Source organism: Sneathiella marina (assembly GCF_023746535.1).
GTDB classification, from domain to species: domain Bacteria; phylum Pseudomonadota; class Alphaproteobacteria; order Sneathiellales; family Sneathiellaceae; genus Sneathiella; species Sneathiella marina.
The window spans coordinates 3,547,323-3,572,693 of record NZ_CP098747.1 but is presented as its reverse complement, the minus strand read 5'-3'; the positions used below and the strand labels follow the sequence as shown (position 1 = coordinate 3,572,693).

Below are 25,371 nucleotides of genomic sequence, written 5' to 3'. Positions count from 1 at the left end.
AGGTTCAATGAATGCGACAACCGACAGCACGGGCAGCGGAGATTTTCCGGCGCTACGAAGATATCCGGCATCGGCTGCCGAGGGCTGACTTTCCGACCCGCTCGCACAGCATTGAACATCTGGAGGATCTGGCCGACGAGATTGATGTATTTTTCCTCGATGCGTTCGGTGTCCTGAATGTGGGTGACAGCCCGGTTCCGGGGGCCGTGGAACGGCTGCGGGCGCTGACGGACCTGGGCAAGCAGATTTTCGTCATTACTAACGGGGCGTCTTACGGGGCGGCCAATGTGCTGGAGAAATACCGGTCTTTTGGCTTTGATTTCGCACCGCATCAGGTGATTTCAAGCCGCAATACGGCGCGGGCGGCGCTGATGACCTTTGCCTCCCAAATGATCTGGGGAGTTGTCGCCATGCCCACCGCCGGGCTGGACGAGATCGACGCAAAAACCGTGCTGCTGCTGGATGATCCGGAAACCTATGACGAGGTTGACGGCGTGCTGTTTCTCAGCAGCGCCGAATGGACGCCGGCCCGTCAGATCCTGCTGACCCGGTCGCTGCAGAAGAAACCGCGCCCGGTGCTTGTCGGCAACCCGGACCTGGTGGCGCCGAGAGAATATGGCCTGTCCCTCGAGCCGGGATATTATGCCCATGAGCTGGCGGATGAAACAGGTATCAACCCGCAGTTTTTTGGCAAGCCTTTCGCCAGTATTTTTACCTATGGATTGGCCCAGCCCGCATTGAAAGAAATCCCCAAACATCGCGTCGCCATGGTTGGTGATACCTTGCATACGGATATTCTGGGCGGCGCCGCGGCCGGTATCCGCACGGTCCTGATCACCGATCATGGATTATTGAAGGATGAAAATATCCCCGAGCTGATCGCCTCGTCGGGTATTGTCCCGGATTTTATTTCCAGAACAACCTGACGATACCGCCCGTTAGTCCGGGTTGGCGGGACGCGCGGCCAGAGCCGTAAAAACAAGCGTGATGCCGGCGAACAGCAGGTTAATGCCAACCAGCAAACCGATGGCCCAGGCGGCGCTATCGGGCCAGCCTTTCCAGATCATGTAAGCCAGGACCAGGTCGACAACGCCGCTGAACAGGGTCCAGCCCCAGCTTTTAAGATGCTCGCGGAACTGGAAGGCAATGATGACCGAGGCAAGGCCCTGGAAAATAAACAGCGCGATCAGCACCATGGTCAGGGTGAGTGTTCCCTTCAAGGGCTGCAAGACCAGGATAAGGCCGACGGCAATCAGCAGAATGGCGGTGACGATGGACCAGAAGGATCCGGGCAGTTTCGGAGCCCTGAACAGGGTGAAGATGCGGATGATCCCGCCGACCAGCAAGAGCCAGCCAATAAAGATCTCAACGGCCAGTGTGGCAAGCTGCGGGGCGCCCACGGCGACAAATCCCAGAATACACATAAGAATGCCCTGAAACAGGAACATCTTCCAATGCTTGGCCAGTTCCTCAGACATTTTCTGTTGAAGGGCTTCCAGGTCCGGGGGGGTATTCTCGCTCATGCTCTTCTCCTCAACAGCTTTTAATCACGAAGGGAAAATATAAAAGACTTCGGCCTTTTAAGCAAAAGGTTAAAACTGTTTCGACTTAAAGCTGTGGGCTCGCCTAATCCAGCTTTACCCGGCGCAGTCGCAGGGCATTGGAAATAACCGACACGGACGATAAGCTCATGGCCGCCGCGGCAATCATCGGCGAGAGCAGCATTCCGGTGATGGGATATAGAACACCGGCGGCAATCGGAATGCCGATCGCGTTATATCCAAAGGCGAAAAACAGGTTCTGTTTGATGTTCGATAAAGTGGCGTTGGATAGCTTTCGAGCCCGAACAATGCCTGTTAAATCCCCCTTCACCAAAGTGATACCGGCACTTTCCACCGCCACATCAGCGCCGGTTCCCATGGCGATACCGACCCCGGCCGCCGCCAGCGCCGGCGCATCATTCACCCCGTCACCGGCCATGGCCGTTTTATGCCCGCTATCGTGAAGATCATCGATCAATGCCTTTTTGTCTTCAGGCATGACATCCGCGCGGACTTCGTCAATGCCAAGCTTGGCCGCGACGGCCAGGGCGGTTCGTTCATTGTCCCCGGTTGCCATGATCACCTTGATACCCGTCTGGTGAAGCGCCTGAATGGCTTCCTTAGTGGTTTCCTTTATGGGATCGGCGACACCGATGAGCCCGGCAAAACGGGTCCCCATCGCCACAAACATCACGGTCTTTCCATCCCGCTGCAAAGCGATGCTTTGCTGTTCAAGCGCGGAGATATCAATGTTGAGGTCCTGCATCATCGCTTTATTACCGAGGGCAACGATGATCCCGCCAATGTCACCGCGAACCCCTTTCCCGGTTATGGCTTCAAAATTTACCGGTTTGACCATTGTCACTTGGCGGGCAGCGGCCCCGCTGATGATTGCCTCGGCAAGCGGATGCTCCGATCCTTTTTCAAGGGAGGCCGCGGCGCTGAGCAGATCTGTTTCCGTTACCGGATCAATGCCGATTACATCGGTGAGCTTTGGTTTGCCCTCCGTGAGCGTACCGGTCTTATCAACAACCAGCACATCAACCTTGGCGAAACGCTCCATTGCTTCTGCATCCCGGATTAAAACACCGGCGAGCGCCCCCCGACCCGTGGCCGTCATGATGGACATGGGGGTTGCCAACCCAAGCGCGCAGGGACAGGCGATGATCAGGACGGAAACAGCAGCAACGATTGCATGGATCATAGCAGGAGAGGGCCCAAAGACAGCCCAAATCGCGAAGGCCAGCAACGCAATGACAACAACGATGGGCACAAACCAGCTCGCAACCTTGTCCACAAGACCCTGAATAGGCGCGCGCGATCGCTGCGCCGATGCCACCATTCCGACAATCTTAGACAGCATGGTATCGGTACCAACATGCTCGGCCATCATGATCAGCGATCCATTCCCGTTGAGCGTTCCGCCAGTAAGGGCATCCCCTTCACTTTTCTCGACGGGGACGGGCTCTCCGCTGATCATGCTTTCATCAACAGAAGACCGTCCCTCCAGTACGGAACCATCAACGGGAATACTGTCGCCTGGTCTTACACGTAATTTATCGCCGGTCAGGATATTCTCAATGGGGACATCAAGTTCCGTTCCATCCGGATTGACACGACGGGCCGTTTTCGGCGCCAGGTCCAACAAGGCCTGAATGGCGGAACCCGTGCGTTCGCGGGCGCGTAACTCCAGTATCTGCCCGAGAAATACCAGTGCGATAATGACAGCAGCAGCCTCAAAATACACCGGGACAACGTTCGGGCTGGTCTGGAAAGAGGGCGGAAAGGACCCAGGGATTAACGTGGCGACGAGGCTGTACCCATAGGCGGCGCCGACACCAAGCATGATCAGGGTCCACATGTTCGGGCTTCTATTGATGATCGAGGACCAACCGCGCTTAAAAAACGGAATGGCAGCCCACAGAACCACCGGTGTCGACAAGGCAAGCTCGCACCAGATTGAAACACGCTCTCCCAACCACTCGCGGATTGGCAAGCCGACAAGTGGCCCCATGGTCAGGATGAGCAGGGGAATGGCCATGAAAGCGCTGATCCAGAAACGCCGGGTAAAATCCACGAGCTCGGGATTGGGTTCTTGCGTTCCATCCGGCACTCCCATGAGTTCCAAAGCCATGCCACATTTCGGGCAATCACCGGGGACATCCTGAACGATCTCCGGATGCATGGGACAGGTATATTGCGCGCCCTGAACCGGTGCGGTGTTTCGACGTGCCGGACCGCCGTTCACGTAGAAGACGGGATCCTGGACAAATTTATCCGCGCATTTTTGTGAACAGAAATGAAATGTGCTTTTATCATAATCGGCGGAAAAGCTGTCAGCTCCAGGGGTAATATCCATGCCACATACCGGGTCGCTTTCCATGGCCGCAGCTGGCGCCTCAGAAGGTGGTGTCGGATTGGCATGATTATCTGTGCTCACCGCACGCTCCTCATGTTGATCTAAATCTACGAATACTGGTTAATTCTAGCCTTCGGATATTGGCTGCCAGCCTGTTTTTTCCCGAAGCCATTGGAAGGAGACATATAGCATGGGGATGAGCAACATGCCAACGGTTGACGCTGCCAACATCCCGGAAAACACAGGAACCCCCAGGGCGACCATCGCGCCGGAGCCTGCACCGGTTGAAATGACGAGGGGGACAAGTCCCATGATAAAGGCGAAACTGGTCATCATAACGGGACGAAAACGAAGCCGCGCGCCTAAAGAAGCAGAGTCGATGAGTGAATGTCCCGCATTTCGTTGTTCAAGCGCAAATGTGTTTACAAGTATGGCGTTTTTGGCCGCCAGCGCAATCAAGACAACAATCCCGATCTGCGTATATAAATCAAAGCTCAAACCGGCAATTTTAATGCCGGTAATGGCGCCCAGAACGGCGACAACGACAGATGTAAGAATGGCAAGCGGGATGCTCCAGCTTTCATAGAGCGCAACCAGGAATAAGTAGGCGAAGACAAAAGCCAACCCAATGACCAAGGGGACTTTACCGGCGGATTCAACCTGCTGCAGAGCAAGGCCCGTCCATTCATAGGTGTAGCCATCTGGCAGGCTTGCTTCAGAAATACTCTCCATTACCTCCATGGAAGCACCCAGGCCACTGGTCGCAGCTGGCGTTCCGTTTATGGAGGCGGCCCGATAGTTGTTGTAACGTGTTATCTGATGGGGTCCGCTGGATAGCTTGGCCGTTGCGAAGCTGGAGATCGGTACCATCTTCTGATCGGCATTTCGAACCTGTATGGAATAGATGTCATCAATTCTCGAGCGAAACTCCTGAGACCCCTGGACATAAACAGTCCAGGTACGGCCGAACAGGTTAAAATCATTGACATAGTATCCGCCCAGCTGGCTTTGAAGGGCGGTGAAAATATCAGATATTTCAACACCCAGTGCTTTTGCCTTATCCCTGTCTATATCCAATTGAACCTGTGGCGTATCAGATTCAAAAGTGGAGAAGGCCGCAGTAATCTTCGGCGACTGGTTCGCCTGAACCTCTACTGATCGAAGAACAGCTGCCATATCGCTGGAGCTTTGTCCTTCTACAGCTTCAAGAACATAATCAAAACCACCTGCATTTCCGAGCCCGTCAATGGTTGGCGGATTGAGCGGAATGAAAACGGCATCTGCAACGGGGGCCAATTTTTCCATGGCACGCTCCAGAACAGCGGGTGCCCATAAATCTTTGGTCTTGCGTTCAGCATAAGGTTTAAGATTAAGGAACATCACACCTGCATTGGCTGATGCCGTATTGCTGAATAAATCCATTCCTGCGATCCGCCCGGTCATGAGCACTGCGGGATCTCCCTGTAGCAGCTTGGACATTTTCTTGCCCAACGCAACAGTTCGGTTCAAAGAGGCCCCGGCAGGCAGTTGGAAGACAATCATGACATAGCCTTTGTCTTCCTCCGGGACAAATCCTGCGGGCGTTGACAGCATGCCATAACCTGCTGCACCGCCGATCCCGATTGCGACGACAAGGGAGATGGCCGCCACCCGAACCAGCCGCCGGACGACATAGGAATATCCATCCCCGATCTTGTTGATAAACCCGGTTACCGGACGCATGAAAATGATCGGTTTTCCCGGCCTTAGGAACAAGGCGCATAATGCTGGTGATAATGTGAGGGCATTCAGAGCAGAAATCACCATTGCCGCAGAGACGGCAATCGCGAATTGACGAAATAATACACCGGATGATCCCGGTAAGACGGCAACCGGAATAAAGACGGCGAGGAGCACAAAGGTGATCGCGATGATGGAACCGGAGATTTCCGTCATTGCTTTATGCGCTGCCTGTGCCGGGGTTAGATCCGGCTCTTGTTCCATAACCCGTTCCACATTCTCAACGACAATTATGGCGTCATCCACAACAATCCCGATGGCAAGGACAAGGGCCAGCAAAGATATGATATTCGCGGTGTAGCCCAGGAAATAAATGATGGCGATGGATCCGATGATCGCAACGGGGACGGCGATGAGGGGGATAAGCGTTGCCCGAATTCGGCCCAAAAAGACGAACACCACAATAGCGACCAGAACGAAGGCTTCGAGCAAGGTCTCAATGACCTTATTGATCATATCATCAACAAATTCCGCACTATCGACGAATTTATGATAGGTAAATCCCGCCGGAAATTGTTTTGATAACTCTGCGATTTTTTCTTCGACGGATCTCGCGGTGAAAACAGCATTGGCACCAGGTGCCAGATAAATGGCCAGACCGGCCGCCGGAGCGACGCCAAGGTCAATTTTTTGTTCAAAGGATTCGGCGCCCAGTTCAATTCTGGCCACATCACCTATGCGGACGATTGATCCATCTTCCTGCGCCCGCAGGATGATATTCTCAAATTCCTCGACAGTCGAAAGACGGCCCTCTGTCCGCACGGTAAGTTGAAGGCTCTGGTCATCGGAAATAGGGGAGGCGCCGATACGACCCGCAGGCGCCTGTACATTCTGGTTCTGAATAGCGGTAATAATATCCTGGTTGGTTAATCCCAGATTTGCCAGCAAGGTTGGATGGTTGACCCAGATCCGCATGGAATAGTCGGAAGCGCCGATAATTTCCGCGCTTCCGACGCCTGGAATCCGCTTTATCTCATCGAGAATATTGATCGTAATATAGTTGCTGACAAATATCTGGCTCAAACTGTCATCGGGAGAAAAGAAGCCAAATATCTGCAAGACGGAACTCGACTGTTTCTGCACCGTGATGCCTGTCTCCTGTACGGCATCCGGTAAATCAGACAATGCCTGGCTTACCCGGTTTTGAGTATTGACGGCCGCGAAATCTGCGTCAGCGCCAACCGCAAAAGACACTGTCAACAAGTACGACCCATCAGCTCCAGAAACTGAGTTCATATAAATCATGTCTTCAACGCCGTTTATGGCGCTTTCGATGGGCTGCCCGACAGTTGCCGCAACAACCTCTGCGCTCGCGCCTGGATATGTCGCGGATACCTGTATGGTTGGCGGCGTTATTTCAGGATATTGTGATACCGGAATGACGGTCATGGACAGCAGGCCGGCCAATGTAATGACAAGCGAGATGACGATGGCGAATTTCGGCCGACGGATAAAAAAGTCGAAAAGCATTAGTTGCCCTCGGCGCTGTCAGCGAGCTTCGGTGTGACCTGTATACCACTCCGCACTTTTTGAAGGCCGGTAACGATGACACGATCTCCCACTTTCAGGCCTTCTTTGATAATGATGTTCAATCCCCGCTGCTCTCCTGTCTTAATGCGCCGGACTTCCACTTTATCCTGTCCATCTACGGCGTAAACGTAAGGTCCCTGCTGGTCGAGCAAGAGGGCATCCTGCGGCATCACCATGCGTTCTTCCTTTTGCTTTTTCTCGATTAAAACAGTCACCAGCATCTGGTCGACAAGCCGAAATTTCGGGTTTTCAAATTCGGCCCGCACTGTCACCGTGTTGGTTGCGCTGTTGGCACTGGGTTCTGCATAGATGATTTTGCCGGGCAGGCTGTATAAAGTATCATCGGCAAGACGGAGCTTGACGACGACACTATCTGCCCCCCTCCCCTCGGACGTGAGATGGGTAAAATGCCGGTCCGGTACAGGCCAGGCAACCTGCATCGGGTCTTGGGAAACAAGCAAGGCCAGAGGATCACCGGATGGTCCAACAAGCGACCCTTCGGTTTCCGCGGCTTTACCTATCCTACCGGAAATTGGCGCCTTGATATTCGTGTATCCCAGATTTATTTCAGCGAGATTCAGATTTGCCTTGTTCGCCTCGACGTCAGCGAGGGCCTCATCATATTTTGCTGCATTTTCATCAAGCTGGGCTTGAGAAACCACATTGCGGCCCCGGAGCTCTTTAGATCTCTCCAGGTCAACTTTCGCCAGTTTTGCGGCTGCCCGGGAATTGGCAAGGTTGGCTTTGGCCAGTGCAACATCCGCCTCATAAATTTCTTTTTCGATTTCGAACAGCAGATCTCCTTTTTGAACGAACGACCCTTGTTCAAAGGCGAGGGGGCCTAGATATCCATCAATGCGGGCTCTGATCTGTACACGGTCCGTTGCTTCAACACGTCCAAAATACGAGAATCTTTCCCCTATCTCCTGCATCCGTACTTTTGCAACGAGTACTGCAGGAGGCGTGGCTTTACTGGTCGCAGATTGGGAGTAGGACGGAGTCTGGCTCAGCAAAATAGTTGCTATTGCCATAGTTCCGACAAAATATCCGAAAATTGCCCGTGTCATAGTATCTCCAAGAAATTTTGATATTTATTATTTTGTATATACTCACATTTACACACACATGAGTAAATAGAAGAAAAAGGAACCGGATTGAAAGCAGACATCCTGCCCTTTGTATTTGATTATTTAACGGCCTTTAAAATTCGGTGTTCTTTTCTCGATGAATGCCCGAACCGCTTCTTTATGGTCCTCGGTTTGAGCGGTTTTTACCAGACGTTCGGCTTCGGAATCGAGGCAGGTTAGAAAATCTAAATCCAGGGCGTCGTCGAGATTGTCTTTCATGTTCTGGAGTGTAATTGCCGGTCCATTGGCCAGTGATTTGCAGAACGCTCTGCTTTCGGACATCAGGATATCGTCAGGGAAAAGTTGGTTGACAAGGCCAAGGCGCAAGCATTCCTCCGATCCGACTTTCGCTGCAGAAAATAGCAGTTCCCGGGCTTTCGCAGTTCCAACAACCTGGGTTAGCAGCCAAGCAATTCCATAATCTCCGCTTAGGCCGACCCGCGCGTATCCGGTACTGATAAAGGCCGATTGGGACGCAAACCGGATATCACAGGCAAGGGCGATGGAAAGGCCGGCGCCCGCAGCCGGACCAGGCAAGGCGGCGATAGTGGGTTTGCGGACAGCTTTAAGCGCTCCGGTCAGGGTGCGCTGACGGACTTTCAGCTGGTTGACTTTCTCGTCCTGCGTCATTTCCGGTTTGCTACTTCTTCCGCCCATGCCTTTCACATCGCCACCGGCGCAGAAGGCGGTTCCCGTCCCGGTGATCAGGAGGGCCCCTACGTCGTCAGATGACCCGCATTCCTTTATCATCCGGCGCAAGGCCGGTGTTAAGTCATCGGACAAAGCATTTCGGGCATCCGGCCGATTGAGCGTGATGGTCGCAACCCGGTCCGCAATTTCGCATAAAAGCTGATCGGTGCCGGTATCAACGGTTTGTGCAGGCATCGTCATCAACTCGCCGTTTCAACAAAGCAGGGCCGTTCGGACACGCGATCTATATAGTCTGATAACGCAGTATTTTTCTCAATCTCATCCTTGGCTTCGGGGAAGTTTCTAGCGCCCGTAACCATCGGCATCAAAAAGCAGTCGGCCAGAGAAAAACTGTCATTGCCAAAGAAACCGTCTGCAACGGCGCCGTTCAACATTCCAAAGATCTTTGGAAAACGTTTAATGCTTTTATCAATTTCGCTCCGGTTGACGTTACCGTCAGAGTCTTTGTTGAACAAAAACTCAACCACATATCGTCGAATAAGAAGTTGATCAATACTGGTTGCCGTCATTGAAACCCACTGGTTGATAATAGCCGCTTTCCTGGGATCTTCCGGAATCAACTTTGGTCCGTCGAATGCCGAATCCAGATAGCGGGTAATTGCCTGAGATTCTGCGAGTTCAAGTCCATCATGCCGCATAACTGGTATTTGGCCGAGCGGATGAATGGCTTTCACTTCATCTGAGTGAGGTAACGCCTGAATATACTCATAGGCCACGCCTTTTTCATGAGCCGCCATGCGAACGGTCCTGACAAAGTTTGACCGTGGAAAACCAATTATTTCTAATGTCATTTGAATTCTCCCTGATTGGATGACCTTACTTTGGTCTTTATTATTACGGAGCATTCAACTCCGGTTGGGATAACGATTGGGTGTATATTAAGCCTACTATTTTGGTCTGATGCAACAAAGATTAGCGCATATTAATTCAAAGCGGTTGCCTTAACATGTTTCAGCGTTACTCTACACAAACTGCCGGTCCGAAGAATTGTCCTTCTGGACCAGTCGGATATGTATAGAAAATCCGCATGCAATTGTATTCCGGGGAGGGTGCAATGGCCAATTTCAAGCTAGGCAGGAGCACAAGATTTTGTTATGGGATCGGTGCAGTCGCCTACGGCGTCAAGGATAGCGGTTTTACGACCTTTCTCATGATTTACTATAATCAGGTTTTGGGTCTGTCCCTTTTTTATACGGGACTGGCAATTCTAATTGCCCTTGCCTTTGATGCCGTTTCTGATCCGTATATCGGCCATCTGTCTGACAATTGGCGATCGCGCTTGGGACGGCGCCATCCGTTTATGTATGTGGCTATCATTCCTATTTTACTCAGCTATTTTTATCTTTGGAATCCACCGGCAGATTTATCTGGAATGGGTCTGCTTGTGTTTCTGATTATAATTGCTGTAGCCGTACGGTTGTTCATTACTTTTTTTGAAATTCCCAATGCTGCGATGCTGGCTGAACTTAGTCGCGGATACGATGATCGAACGGCATTAATGAGTTTGCGAAATACCATGGGTTGGCTGGGCGGTGTGGTAATGGCTATCATCGCATATGTCTTTTTCTTAGTGCCGACGGATACAATTGAAACCGGCGTTTTGAATATGCAAGGATATCAATCCTTCGGCTTGCTTGCGGCCATTGTCATGGTTGTTACTATGTTGATTTCAGCTCTGGGTACCCACAAATTGATCCCGTTTTTACCGCAACCAAAGGAACAAAGCGGGAAGGCACAGCCGTCATTTAAGAATAATCTGAAAGTCGTTTTTAAAAACCCCTCATTTCGCGCTTTATTTATCGCCGCCTCATTCTCAATGATGGCGTTTGGCGTCATCATCACCTTGCAGATTTATTTTGCCACCTTTTTGTTTGGTCTGAATAACAACCAGATTTCCCTCTTCCCCTTATGTATGATTCTAGCGGCATTGATGGCGCTTTGGCTGACCCCGAGATTAGCTCGCGGTTACGAGAAACGCAGTGTCATTCGTTTTTTGGCTCTTGGCTGCCTCCTGATAACAAATATCGCTTTGATTTTAAGGTTGCTCGGTTGGCTGCCAGAGAACGGTCATCCTTTATTGCTTCCCATTTTACTTGTTCATATTTTGATATCCACCGGGTTCCTTGTTGCTTTGCAAACGGTTTTCGGATCAATGACGGCGGATTTGGTCGAGGATACGGAGCGGGTAACGGGGTATCGCATAGAAGGGCTCTATTTTGCTGCGATTTCTTTCTCCAAGAAGCTTGTTTCTGGATTGGGAATTTTCGCATCGGGTATTTTTCTCAGTACGGCCAATTCGGATGGTGAGCCCATAACGCAAACAGTGATGATTGACGTAAGTCTAGTTTATATCCCTTTTGTTATGCTGCTCTATTTTCTGACATTTGTTTATTGCGGGAGATATAGACTGACCCGCCAAATGCATGAAGAGAACTTGTCTACGTTGAAAATTTTGACATAACTCTCCTATAAATAATACTTATTGTATGGCCGCTCTTCTAATTTTTGAGTTATTTGATGTCGGACGCTTTCGAAGTTGCTTCTTGGCAGAGAATGGCTAAAATCCTCGCATAAAAAACATAACGCGATTGCAGAAGTAGTCCCCAATGGCAAAAACTTTGACGCAGAATAAAATAAAAATAGCGGCTCAAAAGCTATTTGCTGAAAAAGGGATGGATGGGGTTAGCGTTCGTGAAATAGTTGCGGCGGCGGGCCAGAAGAATATGGCTTCCCTGCATTACTACTTTCGCACTAAAGAAGACTTGGCCCGCGTTCTTTTGCTCGATGCAGCCGAAGTCATCGATGCTGAACGGGTCCGGCTAATGGACGCCGCTGAGGCAGCAGGCGGCCCGAAAAGCGTTCAAGAAGTGTTGGAAATTTTTGTCGCTAGCGCAGTTTTGCCAAATAATGATCCACGCTCAAACAGTAATATCAGGTTGTTTCTGCAGACGTTTCAAAGTGATGCCGAATTTGTTCAAAAAACGGTCGCAGATTCCGGGGACATTGGCTATTTTCGGTGTCTAGGTCATCTAAAGAAAATGATGTCCCACATAGAAGAAGCGACAATGAAGCGCCGAATTTATCTCTTGCAGCATTATGTTTTCAATGCGCTGGCCGCTCGCGAAAGGGCAAAATCTGTGGCTGGACCCGAAACACCTCTTTGGAAGGATGACGGTATGATGAAAGAGCTTCTGAAAACTGCCGAGAATTTACTGCTCGGACCCACAGATTTAGAGTGATTTATAGAAAAAGAAACAATGGATCAATGAAGGCCTCTGGCAGAAGGCAGCGGGTCTCCCCGAGTGGCAAGCTGTAATTGCTGGAATTAAGAATGCAGCTGGTCGTACCGAAACCCTTTGACTGAATATGGTATGTCGTTTTAAACGGGACAACCGTCGGCTCCGTAAAGTGGATTTCAACAACGCATCAAATGCTGCTACGGGAGCGGTTAAAAAAAATGAGTGAAAGGAGTCTGAAAATGCGAAATTTCTTTAAAATGGCAGTCGCATATGCGACTTTTTTTTCCACAAGAAATAAGCTGATGACTGCGAGCGACGCATATTGGCACCGGAAGATTGGTGACCGTTCGCTGATCGTCGGTGGGCAAGCTTTAAACCCGCGTGCCCAGGCCTTAATAGCACTAACAGATAGCCTTACTGTGCCACAAAAATATTGGACGCCTAAGCTGGTACGTGGGGCTTTTGACAAGTCAGTTGAACTGTTTGATGGCGCTGTAACGCCCGTTGCCAGAGTTGTTGATATTGATATGGATTTAGCTGGCCGAACAATCCGAGCGCGTCAATATTCTCACGATACAACAAAGGAAAAGCGTCCTTGTATTATATATTATCATGGCGGCGGATTTGTAATTGGCGGCATCGAAAGCTATGACAAATTTTGCCGAAAACTAGCTGTCCAATGTCAATGCGATGTATTGTCGATTGACTACCGCTTAGCGCCAGAGGACAAGTATCCTGCTGCATTGGAGGATGCTGTCGACAGTTGGAAATGGCTACAGCTGCATCATAATGATCTAGAAATTGATCCCGCGAACATGTCGATAGCGGGGGATAGTGCTGGCGCAGGCTTGGCGTTGGTGGTATCCGCGGAAGCGTCACATAATCCCGACGTAAACATACCTGTTGCCATGGGCCTTATTTATCCCCCGTTGGCCTCGGAGGTGAAAACAAACTCACGTAAACTATTGGGAGGCGAAAAAATTGTTCTTACCAACGAATTGTTGGATTGGTTCAAGGATCACTTTCTTCCAGATGGTACAGACTACAGTCACCCAGGATTTGGATTTATGCAAGCAGCGGAAAAAGGTAGAATGCCGCCGACCTGGATTTTGACATGCGGATTCGACCCCTTGCGGGATGACGGATACGAGATTGCGGAAATACTAGGTAACCTTGATGCCGAGGTGTCCCTCCAAGAATATAAAGACCTGTACCACGGCTTCATAACCATGTCGGGTGTCTTTCCTCAGGTTGGTATCATGATTGACGATTTGGCCGGATTTTTTAAGCGCCGGTTTCAGAGGTCAGGAGACCAAAAGGAAATAGCAGCGGAATAGAGCAATCTTTTAGCAGGAAGAATTTATGGATTTTTCAGGGAAAACGGCTGCCATTACCGGTGCCGGATCAGGAATTGGCCGTGCGTTGGCGTGTAAGTTGGCAAGCAAGGGGTGTAACCTTGCCTTAAGCGATATTTCAGACGACGGTTTGGCAGAAACAGCGGCTCTGATTGGAAATCAGCCTGTCAAATGTGTCATAACGAAATTAGACGTGAGTAATCGCGAAGCCGTTGAAAACTGGGCAGCGGCTTCTGTCGAAGAGTTTGGTGGCATTGACCTGGTATTCAATAATGCCGGTGTCACGGTGGTCGATAACGTCAATTCCATTGCATATGATGATTTCTACTGGGTCATGAATATAAATTTTTGGGGAGTTGTGCATGGCAGCAAGGCGTTCCTGCCTCATTTTTTGGGGCGCAGGCAAGGACATCTTATCAATATTTCAAGTCTCTTCGGTTTGATAACAGTTCCCGGACAAAGTGCTTACAATGCCAGTAAGTTTGCCGTGCGTGGGTTTACGGAAGCCCTGGGACAAGAGGTGCGCGGTAAAGGCATTGGGGTATCTTGCGTTCATCCAGGCGGAATACTGACAGACATTGCCAGGAACGCTCGATTTAAGAGGTCTTTTTCGGGAAGTCAGACAGCTGAAGAATTTTCCAAAACCTTTGACGCAATGGCGCGAACATCGCCGGAACAGGCAGCTGATGCTATTCTTGAAGGTATCGTTAAGAATAGACGCCGAATTCTCATTGGAAGTGACGCGCGGCTTCTGGATCGGTTGCAGCGGCTCATGCCAACCAGATATAGCGATTTTATCAATAAAGTATTTTCCCTGACATCCAGGAAAAAATCCAAGTAAGCTTTCAAGCAGGAATAATCTCAAGCCGCGCGCTGAGAAAACGCGCTATCAAGCGAAGTGGCAATTCCCGAGCCATAAACGCCAATCGCGACCAGATCTGTTCGGCGCGGTAGTGACGCGGCTCCCGAGTAGCAGGAGATATCGATATGGGCTCCAACTTTATGGGCGGTCCAGGCTTCAAGGTTTGGCTTTGCCAAAAAAATCCCTTTGAAACGCAACACAGATGACGGAAGATTTTCGAGTATTTTCCGCATTTCGTCCGGTTTGAAGGCTTCGTCCGTTTGATAGGACCAACTTTCAAAAATGTCGCCATGATCGTGTGGATCAACGCCCACATCATCTGACGGGTTGGATTTACCCCCCCTGTCAAAAATAAGATCAGTAGGGATCTGTCCTTTAACCACTTCAATGACGGCGGTAGACGGGTTAAGCTGTTGCAGCTGTTTTAGTACTTTCACCTTTTGAGAGCCTGTTATCCTGTCGCATTTGTTAAGGAGAAGGAGATGGGCGGCTGATATCTGCTCCTGGATCACATGCACCACTCGATGATCCTGATCCGAAGATAAAAAATTCTCGCCGTCAACAATCGTCACAATCGCATTGAGACGCAGATCCGGCTCCGCTCTTGCATAATTCGCGATGCGGGCAGGTTCCGCGACGCCGCTGGCTTCAATTAGAAGCTGGTCCGGTGCAGGTTGAAAATCCAAAGCTGTGACAAAGGCCTCAAACAGGTCACCTCCCATGCTGCAGCAGGCACATCCGTTCGCCAACGTTAGCAAATTACCATTCTCGGCTTCAATCAGGTCCCTATCTATGGGAAGAGTGCCGAAATCATTCACCAGAACCAGTATCTTTTGGCCATTGGCATTCCGTAGCACGTGATTCACCAGCGTTGTTTTACCCGCTCCCAGAAAGCCAGAAAGAACGGTTAGAGGCAGAGGGGTCTCACGGACGGTCATGGTGTCTTGAAAATGTCCCCGGAGAGGACAGTTCCCCAAACGCGAACATCTTTGAGATTTTCTGGACCAATGGTTAACGGATCGTCTTCGAGGACCGCAAAATCAGCCCATTTTCCGACTTCAATTGAACCAACTTCGTGATCCATTTGTAAAGTGCTGGCAGCGCCAAGGGTGATGGCTTCAAGAGCTTCTTCGACAGTAATTTTTTCATATTCACCAAGAACCCGACCATTCTCCGTTAATCTGTTCACAGCACACCAGGCAGTGAACAGGGGCCCCATAGGGGTTACCGGTGCATCGGAATGTATGGTGAAAGTAACATCATAGTCGATGGCCGACTGACAAGCATCCATGCGCATGGCTCGCTCAGGACCCATAGTCAACTCATAATGCTTGTCGCCAAAATAATATAAATGGTTAGCAAAGAGATTGGCACAAACACCAAGCCTGTTCATCTTACGAAATTGAGCTCTGTCCGCCATTTGACAATGCTGCAATACATGCCGTAAATCAGGCCTGTTGTTCTTTATTTTCGCGATTTCCAGGGCATCCAGTGCGGCTTCGATCGCTTCATCGCCGTTAGTGTGGATGTGCATTTGCACACCCGCATCATTGAGAACAGTGACCAATTCGTTCAATTGTTCCGGCACGATGTTCCAGATACCATTTGGGGCCCCATTATAATGACCCGGCCATCGGACGCGTGCAGTGAATCCCTGGATAGATCCATCGGTGACAATTTTGACACCTCCCAGGCGCAGTTTGTCTGTACTCTTTGTTGCCAATTCCAGGGCTCTTTTACGCGTCTCTTCTGCGGTCTGTGCCAAACCATTGAGCATGGACAGAAGTCGAATGGGGTAATCGTTCGCTGTTGTAAGATCGGTCATTACGGCCACATCTTCATCGGGGAGGTCGTTGATTAAATCTGCCGCTGTAGTGACGCCGACACGATTACAGACCTTTCCGAAATCCGTGATACTATCCGGTGACCGGCCGAGTTCCCGTAAATTTATATTTAGCCGCCGCATAATCGGAAACATAGCGGCCATTTCCTGAAGCTCGCCATTTGGTGTGCCGTCGTCGCCAAGCGCAATGCCGTCGACACCCATATCCGCCACATAATTGGCAAGTTTCAGGGCAGTGGAATTTACAGTCATCAAATGGAAGTTTGAATGAACGACAGCGACAGAACGGGTGTTACTTACTGCATCCAAATCACTCTTGTCGAGCCTGCGATCCATAAGAAAAATAGGATCAAACCCCCAGGCGATTAGGGGCTCATCTTCATTGAGCTTTGCTTCGGCCTCTTTCAGCCGCGCCAGAACATCCTCCAGGGTTTTTACACCTGGCCAATGCTTGCCGTCTGGATCGATGCGATCCTGATAGCCCAGGTAGATAAATTGCCAAATCCCGCCGGCCATCAAATGACAGTGCCCTTCAATAAAGCCCGGCATAATTACCTTTTCAGCAAAGGTCTCATTGAGAATATGTTCTCCCCAACCGGCGATTTCAGCTTCCGTCCCCGTAGCGAGGACTTTTCCGTCTTGTACTGCAACATGTGTTGCAACCGGATTGGCTGGATTCATGGTGATGATTTTTTTTGCTTTGAAAACGGTAAGTTTCGACACGAGATCTTCCCTATTTGGATTTTTTTTGTTGGACAGAGTTTAAGTGGCGCATTAACCTCTGAAAAATAGTTTATTCTGCGGTTATTCTTACAAAAAACAGAGGAATGAATGCGGTATACGCTTAAACAATTAAAATACATAGATATTGCGGCTCGCCATAAATCCATTACCGGCGCGGCAAAATCGCTGAATATTTCACCGTCTTCCATTTCCTCGGCCATCGACGCGATTGAAGAGCAGAGCCGGAAAAAAATATTCTCCCGTTTACCGTCAAAAGGTATTTCTATCACACAGTTCGGTCATGGTTTTCTGTCAAATGCGCGTCAGCTTCTCAAAGCCCATGTCACCTTTGAAGAAGCTGTTGATGAACAGGCAAAAGCTATCAACGGCGCAATCCGGTTGGGCTGCTTCACCCCGGCGGCGCCTATTCTGCTGCCGCTCATAACAAAATTCGTTGCGGACAATCATCCGGGTATCTCCATCCATCTTACAGAAGGAGATACCGTAAAAAACATGCGTCAGGTTATCGATAGCGAAATTGACTTGGTTATCGGAGCAAATACCAACCTGGATGCTAGCATTTCCTTTATTCCGCTATTTACCGCTCCTCCGCATATAGTTCTGCCACATGATCATCCGCTCGCGAATCAAAGTTCGCTAACTCTGAAAGATGTGAGCAATGACCCGATGGTTCTATTGGACCTGGACCAGACGCGAGAGTACATGTTTGGTCTGTTCAATCAGGATAATTTAACGCCTAAAGTTGCATATTCTTCCCAGACATCGGAAATGGTCCGCAGTATGGTCGCGGCGGGAATGGGGTTTTCCGTTTTTAATCTGCGCCCTTTGCAAAAACAGCAATATACCGTAGGTGACATCGTTCGAATCCCCCTGACGTCAGGTTACCAGGGCGTGGAGTATGGAATTTTGCATCGTACGGATGCCTATTTAAGCAGTGTTGATCAGGTTGTCATCGACACTTGCATTCAGCTGCGTGAAAGCGGCGCTTTTAATATGGCAACTTTACCGCAAGGTAAAAATGGGCCAATCCTCTAAAAAATGTATTAATAAAACCGTAAAAATATATTTTACGAAAGATACCTCTTCATTTAGCGTAAATTTACAAAACGAAATACAAAAAATAATACAATGTAACAGGAGGCAGGGATGAAGAAGTTTGGAATTATGGCGGCTGCGGCAGCCATGATCGCAACGGTTGGTAGCGGAACGCTAGCCCAGGCCGAAGACGGAAAAAATGGCGGAACCCTCGTAATCGGAACGACGCAGAAGGCACGACATCTGAACCCCGCGGTTCAGTCTGGTATTGCGACAGCGGTTCCCGGAACGCAAATATTTGCGACACCGCTACGGTTCGACGAAAATTGGGAGGCGCAACCTTATTTGGCGGAAAGCTGGTCTGTTTCCGATGATGGCAAAAGCATTACGCTAAATCTTCGAAAAAATGCGAAATTTCATGATGGTAAACCTGTAACATCTGAAGATGTCGCCTTTTCTTTACAAACGGTGAAAGATAACCACCCCTTTAAATCCATGTTTGCGCCAGTAACCAGTGTTGACACACCCGATGCGAATACGGCGGTGATCAATTTTGATAAGCCACATCCGGCGGCGTTCTTGGCGATGTCGAGTGCCTTGTTGCCGATTATACCAAAGCATGTATATGGAGATGGTCAGGACGCTAAAACTCATCCAGCCAATAGCGCGCCTGTAGGTTCCGGACCGTTCAAATTCTCCGAGTTCAAGCCTGGTGAATATATTATTCTGGAAAAGAACCCAGATTACTTTATCGAAGGCCGTCCGTATCTCGATAAGATTATCATCAAGAACTACAAAGACCCCACAAGTTTGGCGCTCGCCACTGATAAAGGCGAAGTGACAATGTATCCGTTCCTCGCGACAACGAAGGATATCGCGCGTCTGAAGAAAAGCGACAGCTTGGTTGTTACGGATAAGGGGTATGAAGCGGTTGGGCCTGTCAACTGGTTGGAATTCAATACGAAGAACGAGTATTTGAAGAACAAGAAAGTTCGCCAGGCGATTGCTTATGCAATCGACCGTAATTTTGTCGTTAATGCTTTGCTTGGTGGCCAGTCAAAGGCTGCAACTGGGCCAGTGGTACCAGGCAGCCCCTTTTATGCGGCGAATGCAGAAAAATATGATCTCGATCTGGACAAGGCAAACGCATTGCTAGACGAAGCCGGATTTCCGCGCGGGGCAGATGATATGCGATTCAAGCTGACTGTCGATTATATTCCGAATGCGTCAGAGCTTCAAAAAGGCGTTGCTGAGTATCTGAAACCACAGCTTAAGAAAGCAGGTATTGATGTTGACTTGCGCGCCTCTCCTGATTTTCCAACTTGGGCGAAACGCGTCAGCGGGCATGATTTTGATATGAGCATGGATATCGTCTTTAACTGGGGCGATCCGGTAATAGGTGTGCACCGTACATATCTGTGTGACAACATCAAAAAAGGTGTGATCTGGTCGAATACCCAAAGCTACTGTAATGAAGAAGTGGATGCTCTGCTGCAGCAAGCAGGTTCTGAGCTGGATCAAGCCAAGCGGATCGCGTTGTATAATCAGGCACAGGAAATTATTGTCGATGAGGCGCCAATCGCTTACATGAATATCTTGCCTTATCATACGGCCTACAACAAAAAAGTTGGCAATCCTCCAATGACAATTTGGGGCGCCATGGCACCGATGGACGAGGTCTTCCTGAAATAAGATGACTTCAGTTTTCTTAACTAGTCGGCGGGATTTCTCATCATGAATACAGTCATGTTGGTTGCTCGCCGGCTTTTACACGCATTTCTTTTGATCCTCGCGGTTCTTGTCCTTAATTTCCTTCTGATTCATGCAGCTCCCGGAGACCCAGCCGACGTAATCGCTGGGGAGATGGGCGGTGCAACAGAGGAAATGATGGAGGATATCCGCAAGACCTATGGCTTGGACAAACCAATTTATGTCCAGCTCGGTGTTTATTTGGGACGTGCCTTGCAAGGGGATTTGGGGCAATCATTTTTTTACAATGCTCCTGTTCTTGACCTTGTTTTAGGGCGTGCCGGCGCCACCATTTTGCTGGTAACAACAGCATTGCTCTTTGCAATATTTATTGGGACCATGCTTGGCGTACTGGCTTCTCACAAGCCAAAAGGAATAGTCAGCGGGTTGGTCACCCTAATTTCAGTTATTGGCTATTCTGCGCCGATTTTCTGGACGGGCCTGATGCTGGTTATTCTGTTTGCCTGGGTTTACCCGATTTTCCCGATATCAAATATGTTTGATATAACCAAGGATACCGGATTTTTTGGCTATATTCTGGACGTCGCCCATCATTTGGTTCTGCCGTCCTTAACGCTTGGAATAGTCTATCTCGCCCAATATGCGCGATTAACACGTGCCAGTATGCTGGAAATCCTAAGCTCTGATTATATTCGCACTGCCAGGGCTAAAGGGGTCGCGGAAACCAAGGTTTATGGTCATCACGCACTTAGGAACGCTATATTACCAGTTGTGACCATCGCCGGATTGCAATTTGGCAGTATTATTTCAGGCGCTGTTCTGGTTGAAACCGTATTTAGTTGGCCGGGCCTTGGCACCCTGGCATTTGATTCAATTCTGGCTCGAGATTATCCGACCGTATTAGGGATTTTATTCTTCTCGTCTGTTCTGGTGATTTTGGCCAATCTTTTGACGGATTTCGTGTATCGCCTTGTCGATCCACGCATCCGGACAGGAGGGTAATGTGACCACTGTTGAAACATCTAATGTGGTTCAGGCACAGAGCCCTCTTCGGGAAGCCATTCGTGCGTTCCGGCAAAGCTGGGCTGGCATGCTGGGGATTTTTCTTCTCATTATCGTTATTTTATTCACTTATGTCGGACCTTTCTTATATCCAGTTGATCCGTTTGAAATTGTCTGGGCGCCCTTGACCGCACCGGGACAAACCGAGGTGGCCCCCTTAGGTACAGATTATTTGGGACGTGACATGTTGGCAGGCCTTATCCACGGTGGATCAGCAACATTGTTTGTCGGATTGGCCGCTGGATTTATTACGGTAACCATTGGAATATTGGTTGGTGCATTTGCAGGATTTTATCGCGGCGCGGTAGATGAAGCGCTGATGCGCGTCACGGAATTTTTCCAGGTTCTGCCAGCCCTACTGTTTGCCATGGTGTTGGTCACGCTATTCACTCCGACAATATATGTGGTCTCCTTTGCCATTGGTATTGTCAGTTGGCCGACCACTGCCCGCCTGACACGAGCGGAGTTTTTTCGTATACGAAGCCTCGAATATGTCAATGCCGCCCGATCCGTCGGTGCCAAGAATAGTCGTATCATGTGGCGGGTTATTTTACCAAACGCGCTGGCGCCCTTGATTGTTTCGGCCACCCTCACCATTGGTATTGCTATTTTGTTCGAAGCCGGATTGAGCTTTCTGGGACTGGGGGATCCAAATGTTTTCAGCTGGGGGCTAATGATCGGCGCAGGCCGTGAATACATTCTGGATGCTTGGTGGTCTGTGACTTTCCCAGGTTTCATGATATTCCTGACCGTGCTTAGTTTCAGTCTGGTCGGCGACGGATTGAATGACGCCTTCAATCCGAAACTGAGGGAACGATGATGACGGCGATGTTGACAGTTAAAGATCTGGTGGTTGATTTCAAGACACGTGCAGGGAACGCACGGGTCCTCAATCACGTATCCCTTGAACTGATGAACGGTGAAATACTTGGCATTGTTGGCGAGTCCGGCTGCGGTAAAAGCATGACGGCCTTGTCTGTAATGGGGCTGGTCCCCAGTCCGCCAGGCAATGTCACTGGCGGTTCGATATCTCTGGAAGGGGAAGAGCTGACATCGGCTTCCAATAAACGGATGCGTGAAATCCGAGGCGGTATCATTTCCATGATCTTTCAGGAGCCTATGACATCCCTGAACCCTGTTTTCAAAGTTGGGGATCAGATTGCAGAATGTGTTTTGCTCCATGAGGATGTGACGAAAGCGGAAGCCTGGCAGCGGGCTGTTGAGATGCTGACGAAAGTTGGCATTCCTGAACCGGCGATGAGGGCAAACGCGTATCCCCATGAACTGTCCGGCGGGATGCGGCAACGGGTAATGATTGCCATGGCCTTATCTTGCCATCCACGAGTATTAATAGCAGATGAGCCGACGACAGCTTTGGACGTAACCGTGCAAGCTCAGATTTTTGACCTTCTTAAAGATCTGCAGAAGGAAACAGGCACGGCGATCATCATGATAACCCATGACATGGGTGCCATTGCAGAGCTGGCGGATCGCGTTGCTGTCATGTATGCGGGGCATATAATTGAATCCGGTCCCACTAATGAAATTCTAACAAATCCTCAACACCCCTATACCCGCGGCTTGATTGCTTGTGTTCCACATCTTGAAGAAGATCCCAGTGAGCTTCGACCATATCTGAGCGAGATTAAGGGCGTCGTTCCCTCTTTGACAGATTTGGGGAAGGGCTGCGCCTTCGCAGACAGATGCGCCTATAAAACACCTGAATGCGAAAAGGAACAGCCGCTCATAGAAGCAGTGGCTGAGGGGCATTCTGTTGCCTGTTATAATGTCAAATATGTGGTGGCGGTATGAGTGAAGAAGCCCTTCTTGAAGTCCAGGATTTGAAAGTCCATTTTGGCGGAAAAAAACTGTTCAAGAAAAGTATGATCGTTCACGCGGTTGATGGCGTTAGTTTTTCAGTTCCGAAGGGAAAAACGCTGGGTATCGTTGGTGAGAGCGGGTCTGGTAAAACTACAACGGCGCTTGCGGTATTACGATTGGTTCCTATCACAGCGGGCAATGTCCGGCTTGATGACATGGAAGTTAGCTCACTTGAGAAAGACGATCTCAGAAAGTCCCGCCGACGCTTCCAGATGATTTTTCAGGATCCTTATTCTTCGTTGGATCCGCGCCAGCGTGTTGGCGAGATTGTTCGTGAACCCCTTGACCTGATGGATATCGGCGAAGAATCTGAACGGGATCAAATGGTCCGTGACTTATTTGTGCAAGTAGGCTTGCGTCCGGAACTTACAAACCTTTTTCCACATCAATTTTCTGGCGGCCAGCGGCAGCGTGTTGGTTTGGCAAGGGCATTGTCCACCAAGCCGGACCTGATAGTCTGTGATGAACCGGTTTCCGCTCTTGACGTTGCTGTGCAGGCCCAAATTCTCAATCTGATGCGAAAATTACAAGAGGACCTTGGCCTCACCTATCTATTCATCAGTCATGATTTGGGTGTCGTACAGCATTTATGTGATCATGTCGCGGTGATGTATCTGGGGCAAATTGTAGAACAAGCAGACCGAATTTCGCTCTTTAAAAATCCGCAGCACCCTTATACTAAAGCGTTGCTATCTGCTGTTCCAAAAGCCCGGGCACGAGATGGCAGCGAAGAGCGTATCAGGCTCAGGGGCGATCCGCCAAGTCCGATTAATCTTCCCAAGGGATGCCGGTTTGCTGGAAGATGTCCTGTTGCCTTGGATAAATGTCACAGTGAAGAACCACCGCTTGTTGATCGTGGGGATGGGCACTTAGCTTCTTGTCATTTACTTGACTAACAAATGATCGTTACTGCCGTAATTTCGCAACCGTTCGTAGAAGCCCGCCGGTAGAGCCGTTTCGTTCATCTAAATCTTCTTCCGATCCAATCAGAGGAAGCAGATCTGAGGCAAGTTCCTTACCAAGCTCTACCCCCCATTGGTCAAAGGAATTGAGGCCCCAGACGGCCCCTTCCACGAAAACTCTATGCTCATATAATGCAATGATCCGGCCCAGTGTTCGAGGTGAAAGTTTTTTGTATAGTAATGTGACAGAAGGTCGATTCCCGGGAAAAGTTCTATGAGCTGCTGCACTGTCTAAATTCTCTGTGACACCTTTTTCACAAAGGATGGATATTACTTCTTCGTGACTTCGCCCCCTCATCAGAGCTTCTGATTGTGCCAGACAGTTCGCAAGAAGTAGTTGATGATGTTTATCGAGATCGGCCTCGTGAGATCGTGCCGCTATTAAAAACTCGCACGGAACTATCCGTGATCCCTGATGCAGTAACTGATGGAAGGCATGCTGACCATTTGTGCCGGGTTCGCCCCAAATAATAGGGCTAGTGTTTCTGGAAATTAAATTACCATCTACATCAACACGTTTGCCGTTACTTTCCATCTCAAGCTGTTGCAGATAGGCCGGTAGTCTCGCTAGTCGTTGATCATAGGGTAAAATTGCCCGACTGCCATATCCACAAATGTTATTATGCCATATCCCGACCAAAGCGAGCATGACTGGCATATTTTGGTGAAGAGCGGCTGTTTGAAAATGGGTATCCATATCCTGTGCGCCCAGAAGAAATTCGGTGAAGGCTTCTGGACCAATGGCAAGCATGACACTCAGGCCAATTGGGCCCCAGACGGAATAACGACCGCCAACCCAATCTTCAAAGCCAAAGACATATTCTGAATTAATTCCAAAAGCAGCTGTTTTTTCGAGCGATGTGGAAACAGCAGCAAAATGATGTTTAACTTTCTCACCAAGCGCCGCCTGTGCCCAATCTTTTGCTGTTTGAGCGTTGGTCATGGTTTCGATTGTCGTGAATGTTTTCGATGCAATAATAAAAAGTGTTCGTTCTGGGTCTAGAAGGTCCAGGATATCGCTGATTTGCGCGCCATCAACATTGGATACAAAGTGACAGCGGGGACCATCATGATAGGGCGTCAAAGCGCGTGTTACCATTGCCGGGCCCAAATCAGAACCACCGATGCCTATATTCACGATATCGGTGAAGGGAGCACCGTCGGATGCTGAAATTTCCCCATTTCTGACAGCGCGGGTGAACATTTTTGCTGACTCGAAATTTGATAGGATGCCAGGCATGATATCAATGCCATCCACATAAACGGGTTCACCCTCTAAATTGCGAAGCGCTGTATGCAATACAGCACGGCCTTCGGACTGGTTTATTGCCAGACCAGCGAACATATCATCCCTTTTCTGCTCTATCTTGGCAGCGTACGCAAGATCAACCAGAAGATTGCGTGAAGTTGGGTCAATCGAGGTCTTCGAGAAATCCAATAGCATGTCCCCGAATGTGACCGAAAAGGCATCAAAGCGCATTGGATCCCGATCGAACAAGTCGGATATACCCGAAGATTTTGTTCGTTCGTGATAGACCTCCAATGCAGCCCATTTCTCGTTCATTTACTATGATCTCCTATATTCGTCATGTCTTTTGACGATACCTATCAATCATCCAATATATTGCGAT

20 protein-coding genes are annotated in these 25,371 nt (G+C 49.6%); 11 read left to right on the top strand and 9 right to left on the bottom strand.

The window, feature by feature from the left end; translation table 11 throughout:
- Positions 1-11 precede the first annotated feature (11 nt).
- Positions 12-926, top strand: a complete 915-nt coding sequence (locus tag NBZ79_RS17215) for an HAD-IIA family hydrolase (RefSeq protein WP_251933822.1) — start codon at positions 12-14, stop codon at positions 924-926.
- Between the two features lie 12 nt (positions 927-938).
- Here NBZ79_RS17215 and NBZ79_RS17210 read toward each other — a convergent pair whose 3' ends face one another.
- The 6 genes from NBZ79_RS17210 to NBZ79_RS17185 all read right to left on the bottom strand — a co-directional run bounded on the left by NBZ79_RS17210 (position 939) and on the right by NBZ79_RS17185 (position 9,838).
- On the bottom strand, positions 939-1,523 hold the full coding sequence (locus NBZ79_RS17210; protein WP_251933820.1) for an HdeD family acid-resistance protein: 585 nt from the start codon (positions 1,521-1,523) through the stop codon (positions 939-941).
- A 103-nt stretch (positions 1,524-1,626) separates the two neighbouring features.
- Complete coding sequence (locus NBZ79_RS17205; protein WP_420854622.1) at positions 1,627-3,924, bottom strand: heavy metal translocating P-type ATPase; 2,298 nt, start codon at positions 3,922-3,924, stop codon at positions 1,627-1,629.
- 102 nt (positions 3,925-4,026) lie between these two features.
- Positions 4,027-7,149 carry an efflux RND transporter permease subunit gene (locus NBZ79_RS17200; protein ID WP_251933816.1) on the bottom strand — a complete coding sequence of 1,041 codons (3,123 nt, stop codon included), beginning with the start codon at positions 7,147-7,149 and terminating at the stop codon, positions 4,027-4,029.
- Positions 7,149-8,276, bottom strand: a complete 1,128-nt coding sequence (locus NBZ79_RS17195) for an efflux RND transporter periplasmic adaptor subunit (protein ID WP_251933814.1) — start codon at positions 8,274-8,276, stop codon at positions 7,149-7,151. Before NBZ79_RS17195 ends, NBZ79_RS17200 begins: the two co-directional genes overlap by 1 nt.
- A 123-nt stretch (positions 8,277-8,399) precedes the next feature.
- Positions 8,400-9,227, bottom strand: coding sequence for an enoyl-CoA hydratase-related protein (locus NBZ79_RS17190; RefSeq protein WP_251933812.1), 828 nt, complete (start codon positions 9,225-9,227; stop codon positions 8,400-8,402).
- Positions 9,227-9,838: a glutathione S-transferase family protein gene (locus tag NBZ79_RS17185; RefSeq protein WP_251933810.1), complete on the bottom strand. Its 612-nt coding sequence runs from the start codon at positions 9,836-9,838 to the stop codon at positions 9,227-9,229. Before NBZ79_RS17185 ends, NBZ79_RS17190 begins: the two co-directional genes overlap by 1 nt.
- A 263-nt stretch (positions 9,839-10,101) precedes the next feature.
- Here NBZ79_RS17185 and NBZ79_RS17180 point away from each other — a divergent pair, with 263 nt between their 5' ends.
- The 4 genes from NBZ79_RS17180 (at position 10,102) to NBZ79_RS17165 (ending at position 14,482) form a co-directional block, all read left to right on the top strand.
- Entirely contained in the window at positions 10,102-11,508 is a 1,407-nt protein-coding gene (locus NBZ79_RS17180; RefSeq protein ID WP_251933809.1) for an MFS transporter, read from the top strand.
- 145 nt (positions 11,509-11,653) lie between these two features.
- The gene (locus NBZ79_RS17175) at positions 11,654-12,286 is read left to right on the top strand and encodes a TetR/AcrR family transcriptional regulator (RefSeq protein WP_251933808.1); all 633 of its coding nucleotides are present in this window, start codon (positions 11,654-11,656) and stop codon (positions 12,284-12,286) included.
- A gap of 302 nt (positions 12,287-12,588) precedes the next feature.
- Positions 12,589-13,623 carry an alpha/beta hydrolase gene (locus NBZ79_RS17170; protein WP_251933807.1) on the top strand — a complete coding sequence of 345 codons (1,035 nt, stop codon included), beginning with the start codon at positions 12,589-12,591 and terminating at the stop codon, positions 13,621-13,623.
- A gap of 25 nt (positions 13,624-13,648) precedes the next feature.
- Positions 13,649-14,482, top strand: coding sequence for an SDR family NAD(P)-dependent oxidoreductase (locus tag NBZ79_RS17165; RefSeq protein ID WP_251933805.1), 834 nt, complete (start codon positions 13,649-13,651; stop codon positions 14,480-14,482).
- A gap of 20 nt (positions 14,483-14,502) precedes the next feature.
- Here NBZ79_RS17165 and NBZ79_RS17160 read toward each other — a convergent pair whose 3' ends face one another.
- Both NBZ79_RS17160 and NBZ79_RS17155 read right to left on the bottom strand, forming a co-directional pair.
- Entirely contained in the window at positions 14,503-15,441 is a 939-nt protein-coding gene (locus tag NBZ79_RS17160; protein WP_251933804.1) for a CobW family GTP-binding protein, read from the bottom strand.
- On the bottom strand, positions 15,438-17,027 hold the full coding sequence (locus tag NBZ79_RS17155) for an amidohydrolase (protein WP_420854621.1): 1,590 nt from the start codon (positions 17,025-17,027) through the stop codon (positions 15,438-15,440). Before NBZ79_RS17155 ends, NBZ79_RS17160 begins: the two co-directional genes overlap by 4 nt.
- Before the next feature lie 150 nt (positions 17,028-17,177).
- Between NBZ79_RS17155 and NBZ79_RS17150 the strand changes: the two genes are divergently transcribed.
- From NBZ79_RS17150 to NBZ79_RS17125, 6 genes are all read left to right on the top strand, one after another.
- Positions 17,178-18,125: a LysR substrate-binding domain-containing protein gene (locus tag NBZ79_RS17150; protein WP_251933800.1), complete on the top strand. Its 948-nt coding sequence runs from the start codon at positions 17,178-17,180 to the stop codon at positions 18,123-18,125.
- A 111-nt stretch (positions 18,126-18,236) separates the two neighbouring features.
- Positions 18,237-19,817, top strand: a complete 1,581-nt coding sequence (locus tag NBZ79_RS17145) for an ABC transporter substrate-binding protein (protein WP_251933798.1) — start codon at positions 18,237-18,239, stop codon at positions 19,815-19,817.
- A gap of 42 nt (positions 19,818-19,859) precedes the next feature.
- On the top strand, positions 19,860-20,837 hold the full coding sequence (locus NBZ79_RS17140; protein ID WP_251933796.1) for an ABC transporter permease: 978 nt from the start codon (positions 19,860-19,862) through the stop codon (positions 20,835-20,837).
- Positions 20,838-20,925: 88 nt separating this feature from the next.
- On the top strand, positions 20,926-21,717 hold the full coding sequence (locus tag NBZ79_RS17135; RefSeq protein ID WP_476749711.1) for an ABC transporter permease: 792 nt from the start codon (positions 20,926-20,928) through the stop codon (positions 21,715-21,717).
- On the top strand, positions 21,717-22,709 hold the full coding sequence (locus NBZ79_RS17130; RefSeq protein ID WP_420854620.1) for an ABC transporter ATP-binding protein: 993 nt from the start codon (positions 21,717-21,719) through the stop codon (positions 22,707-22,709). Before NBZ79_RS17135 ends, NBZ79_RS17130 begins: the two co-directional genes overlap by 1 nt.
- Positions 22,706-23,674: an ABC transporter ATP-binding protein gene (locus NBZ79_RS17125; RefSeq protein WP_251933793.1), complete on the top strand. Its 969-nt coding sequence runs from the start codon at positions 22,706-22,708 to the stop codon at positions 23,672-23,674. The genes NBZ79_RS17130 and NBZ79_RS17125 overlap by 4 nt, the downstream gene beginning before the upstream one ends.
- Before the next feature lie 10 nt (positions 23,675-23,684).
- Here the strand turns inward: NBZ79_RS17125 and pgi are convergent, their stop codons facing one another.
- Positions 23,685-25,304: a glucose-6-phosphate isomerase gene (gene pgi / locus NBZ79_RS17120; RefSeq protein WP_251933792.1), complete on the bottom strand. Its 1,620-nt coding sequence runs from the start codon at positions 25,302-25,304 to the stop codon at positions 23,685-23,687.
- Between the last annotated feature and the right edge of the window lie 67 nt (positions 25,305-25,371).

Excerpts from the sequence above, each read along its gene's own strand:
- NBZ79_RS17215 (WP_251933822.1), top strand. The coding sequence starts at position 12 with ATGCGACAACCGACAGCACGGGCAGCGGAGATTTTCCGGCGCTACGAA.
- NBZ79_RS17210 (WP_251933820.1), bottom strand. The coding sequence starts at position 1,523 with ATGAGCGAGAATACCCCCCCGGACCTGGAAGCCCTTCAACAGAAAATG.
- NBZ79_RS17205 (WP_420854622.1), bottom strand. The coding sequence starts at position 3,924 with ATGGAAAGCGACCCGGTATGTGGCATGGATATTACCCCTGGAGCTGAC.
- NBZ79_RS17200 (WP_251933816.1), bottom strand. The coding sequence starts at position 7,149 with ATGCTTTTCGACTTTTTTATCCGTCGGCCGAAATTCGCCATCGTCATC.
- NBZ79_RS17195 (WP_251933814.1), bottom strand. The coding sequence starts at position 8,276 with ATGACACGGGCAATTTTCGGATATTTTGTCGGAACTATGGCAATAGCA.
- NBZ79_RS17190 (WP_251933812.1), bottom strand. The coding sequence starts at position 9,227 with ATGACGATGCCTGCACAAACCGTTGATACCGGCACCGATCAGCTTTTA.
- NBZ79_RS17185 (WP_251933810.1), bottom strand. The coding sequence starts at position 9,838 with ATGACATTAGAAATAATTGGTTTTCCACGGTCAAACTTTGTCAGGACC.
- NBZ79_RS17180 (WP_251933809.1), top strand. The coding sequence starts at position 10,102 with ATGGCCAATTTCAAGCTAGGCAGGAGCACAAGATTTTGTTATGGGATC.
- NBZ79_RS17175 (WP_251933808.1), top strand. The coding sequence starts at position 11,654 with ATGGCAAAAACTTTGACGCAGAATAAAATAAAAATAGCGGCTCAAAAG.
- NBZ79_RS17170 (WP_251933807.1), top strand. The coding sequence starts at position 12,589 with ATGACTGCGAGCGACGCATATTGGCACCGGAAGATTGGTGACCGTTCG.
- NBZ79_RS17165 (WP_251933805.1), top strand. The coding sequence starts at position 13,649 with ATGGATTTTTCAGGGAAAACGGCTGCCATTACCGGTGCCGGATCAGGA.
- NBZ79_RS17160 (WP_251933804.1), bottom strand. The coding sequence starts at position 15,441 with ATGACCGTCCGTGAGACCCCTCTGCCTCTAACCGTTCTTTCTGGCTTT.
- NBZ79_RS17155 (WP_420854621.1), bottom strand. The coding sequence starts at position 17,027 with ATGAATCCAGCCAATCCGGTTGCAACACATGTTGCAGTACAAGACGGA.
- NBZ79_RS17150 (WP_251933800.1), top strand. The coding sequence starts at position 17,178 with ATGCGGTATACGCTTAAACAATTAAAATACATAGATATTGCGGCTCGC.
- NBZ79_RS17145 (WP_251933798.1), top strand. The coding sequence starts at position 18,237 with ATGAAGAAGTTTGGAATTATGGCGGCTGCGGCAGCCATGATCGCAACG.
- NBZ79_RS17140 (WP_251933796.1), top strand. The coding sequence starts at position 19,860 with ATGAATACAGTCATGTTGGTTGCTCGCCGGCTTTTACACGCATTTCTT.
- NBZ79_RS17135 (WP_476749711.1), top strand. The coding sequence starts at position 20,926 with ATGCTGGGGATTTTTCTTCTCATTATCGTTATTTTATTCACTTATGTC.
- NBZ79_RS17130 (WP_420854620.1), top strand. The coding sequence starts at position 21,717 with ATGACGGCGATGTTGACAGTTAAAGATCTGGTGGTTGATTTCAAGACA.
- NBZ79_RS17125 (WP_251933793.1), top strand. The coding sequence starts at position 22,706 with ATGAGTGAAGAAGCCCTTCTTGAAGTCCAGGATTTGAAAGTCCATTTT.
- pgi (WP_251933792.1), bottom strand. The coding sequence starts at position 25,304 with ATGAACGAGAAATGGGCTGCATTGGAGGTCTATCACGAACGAACAAAA.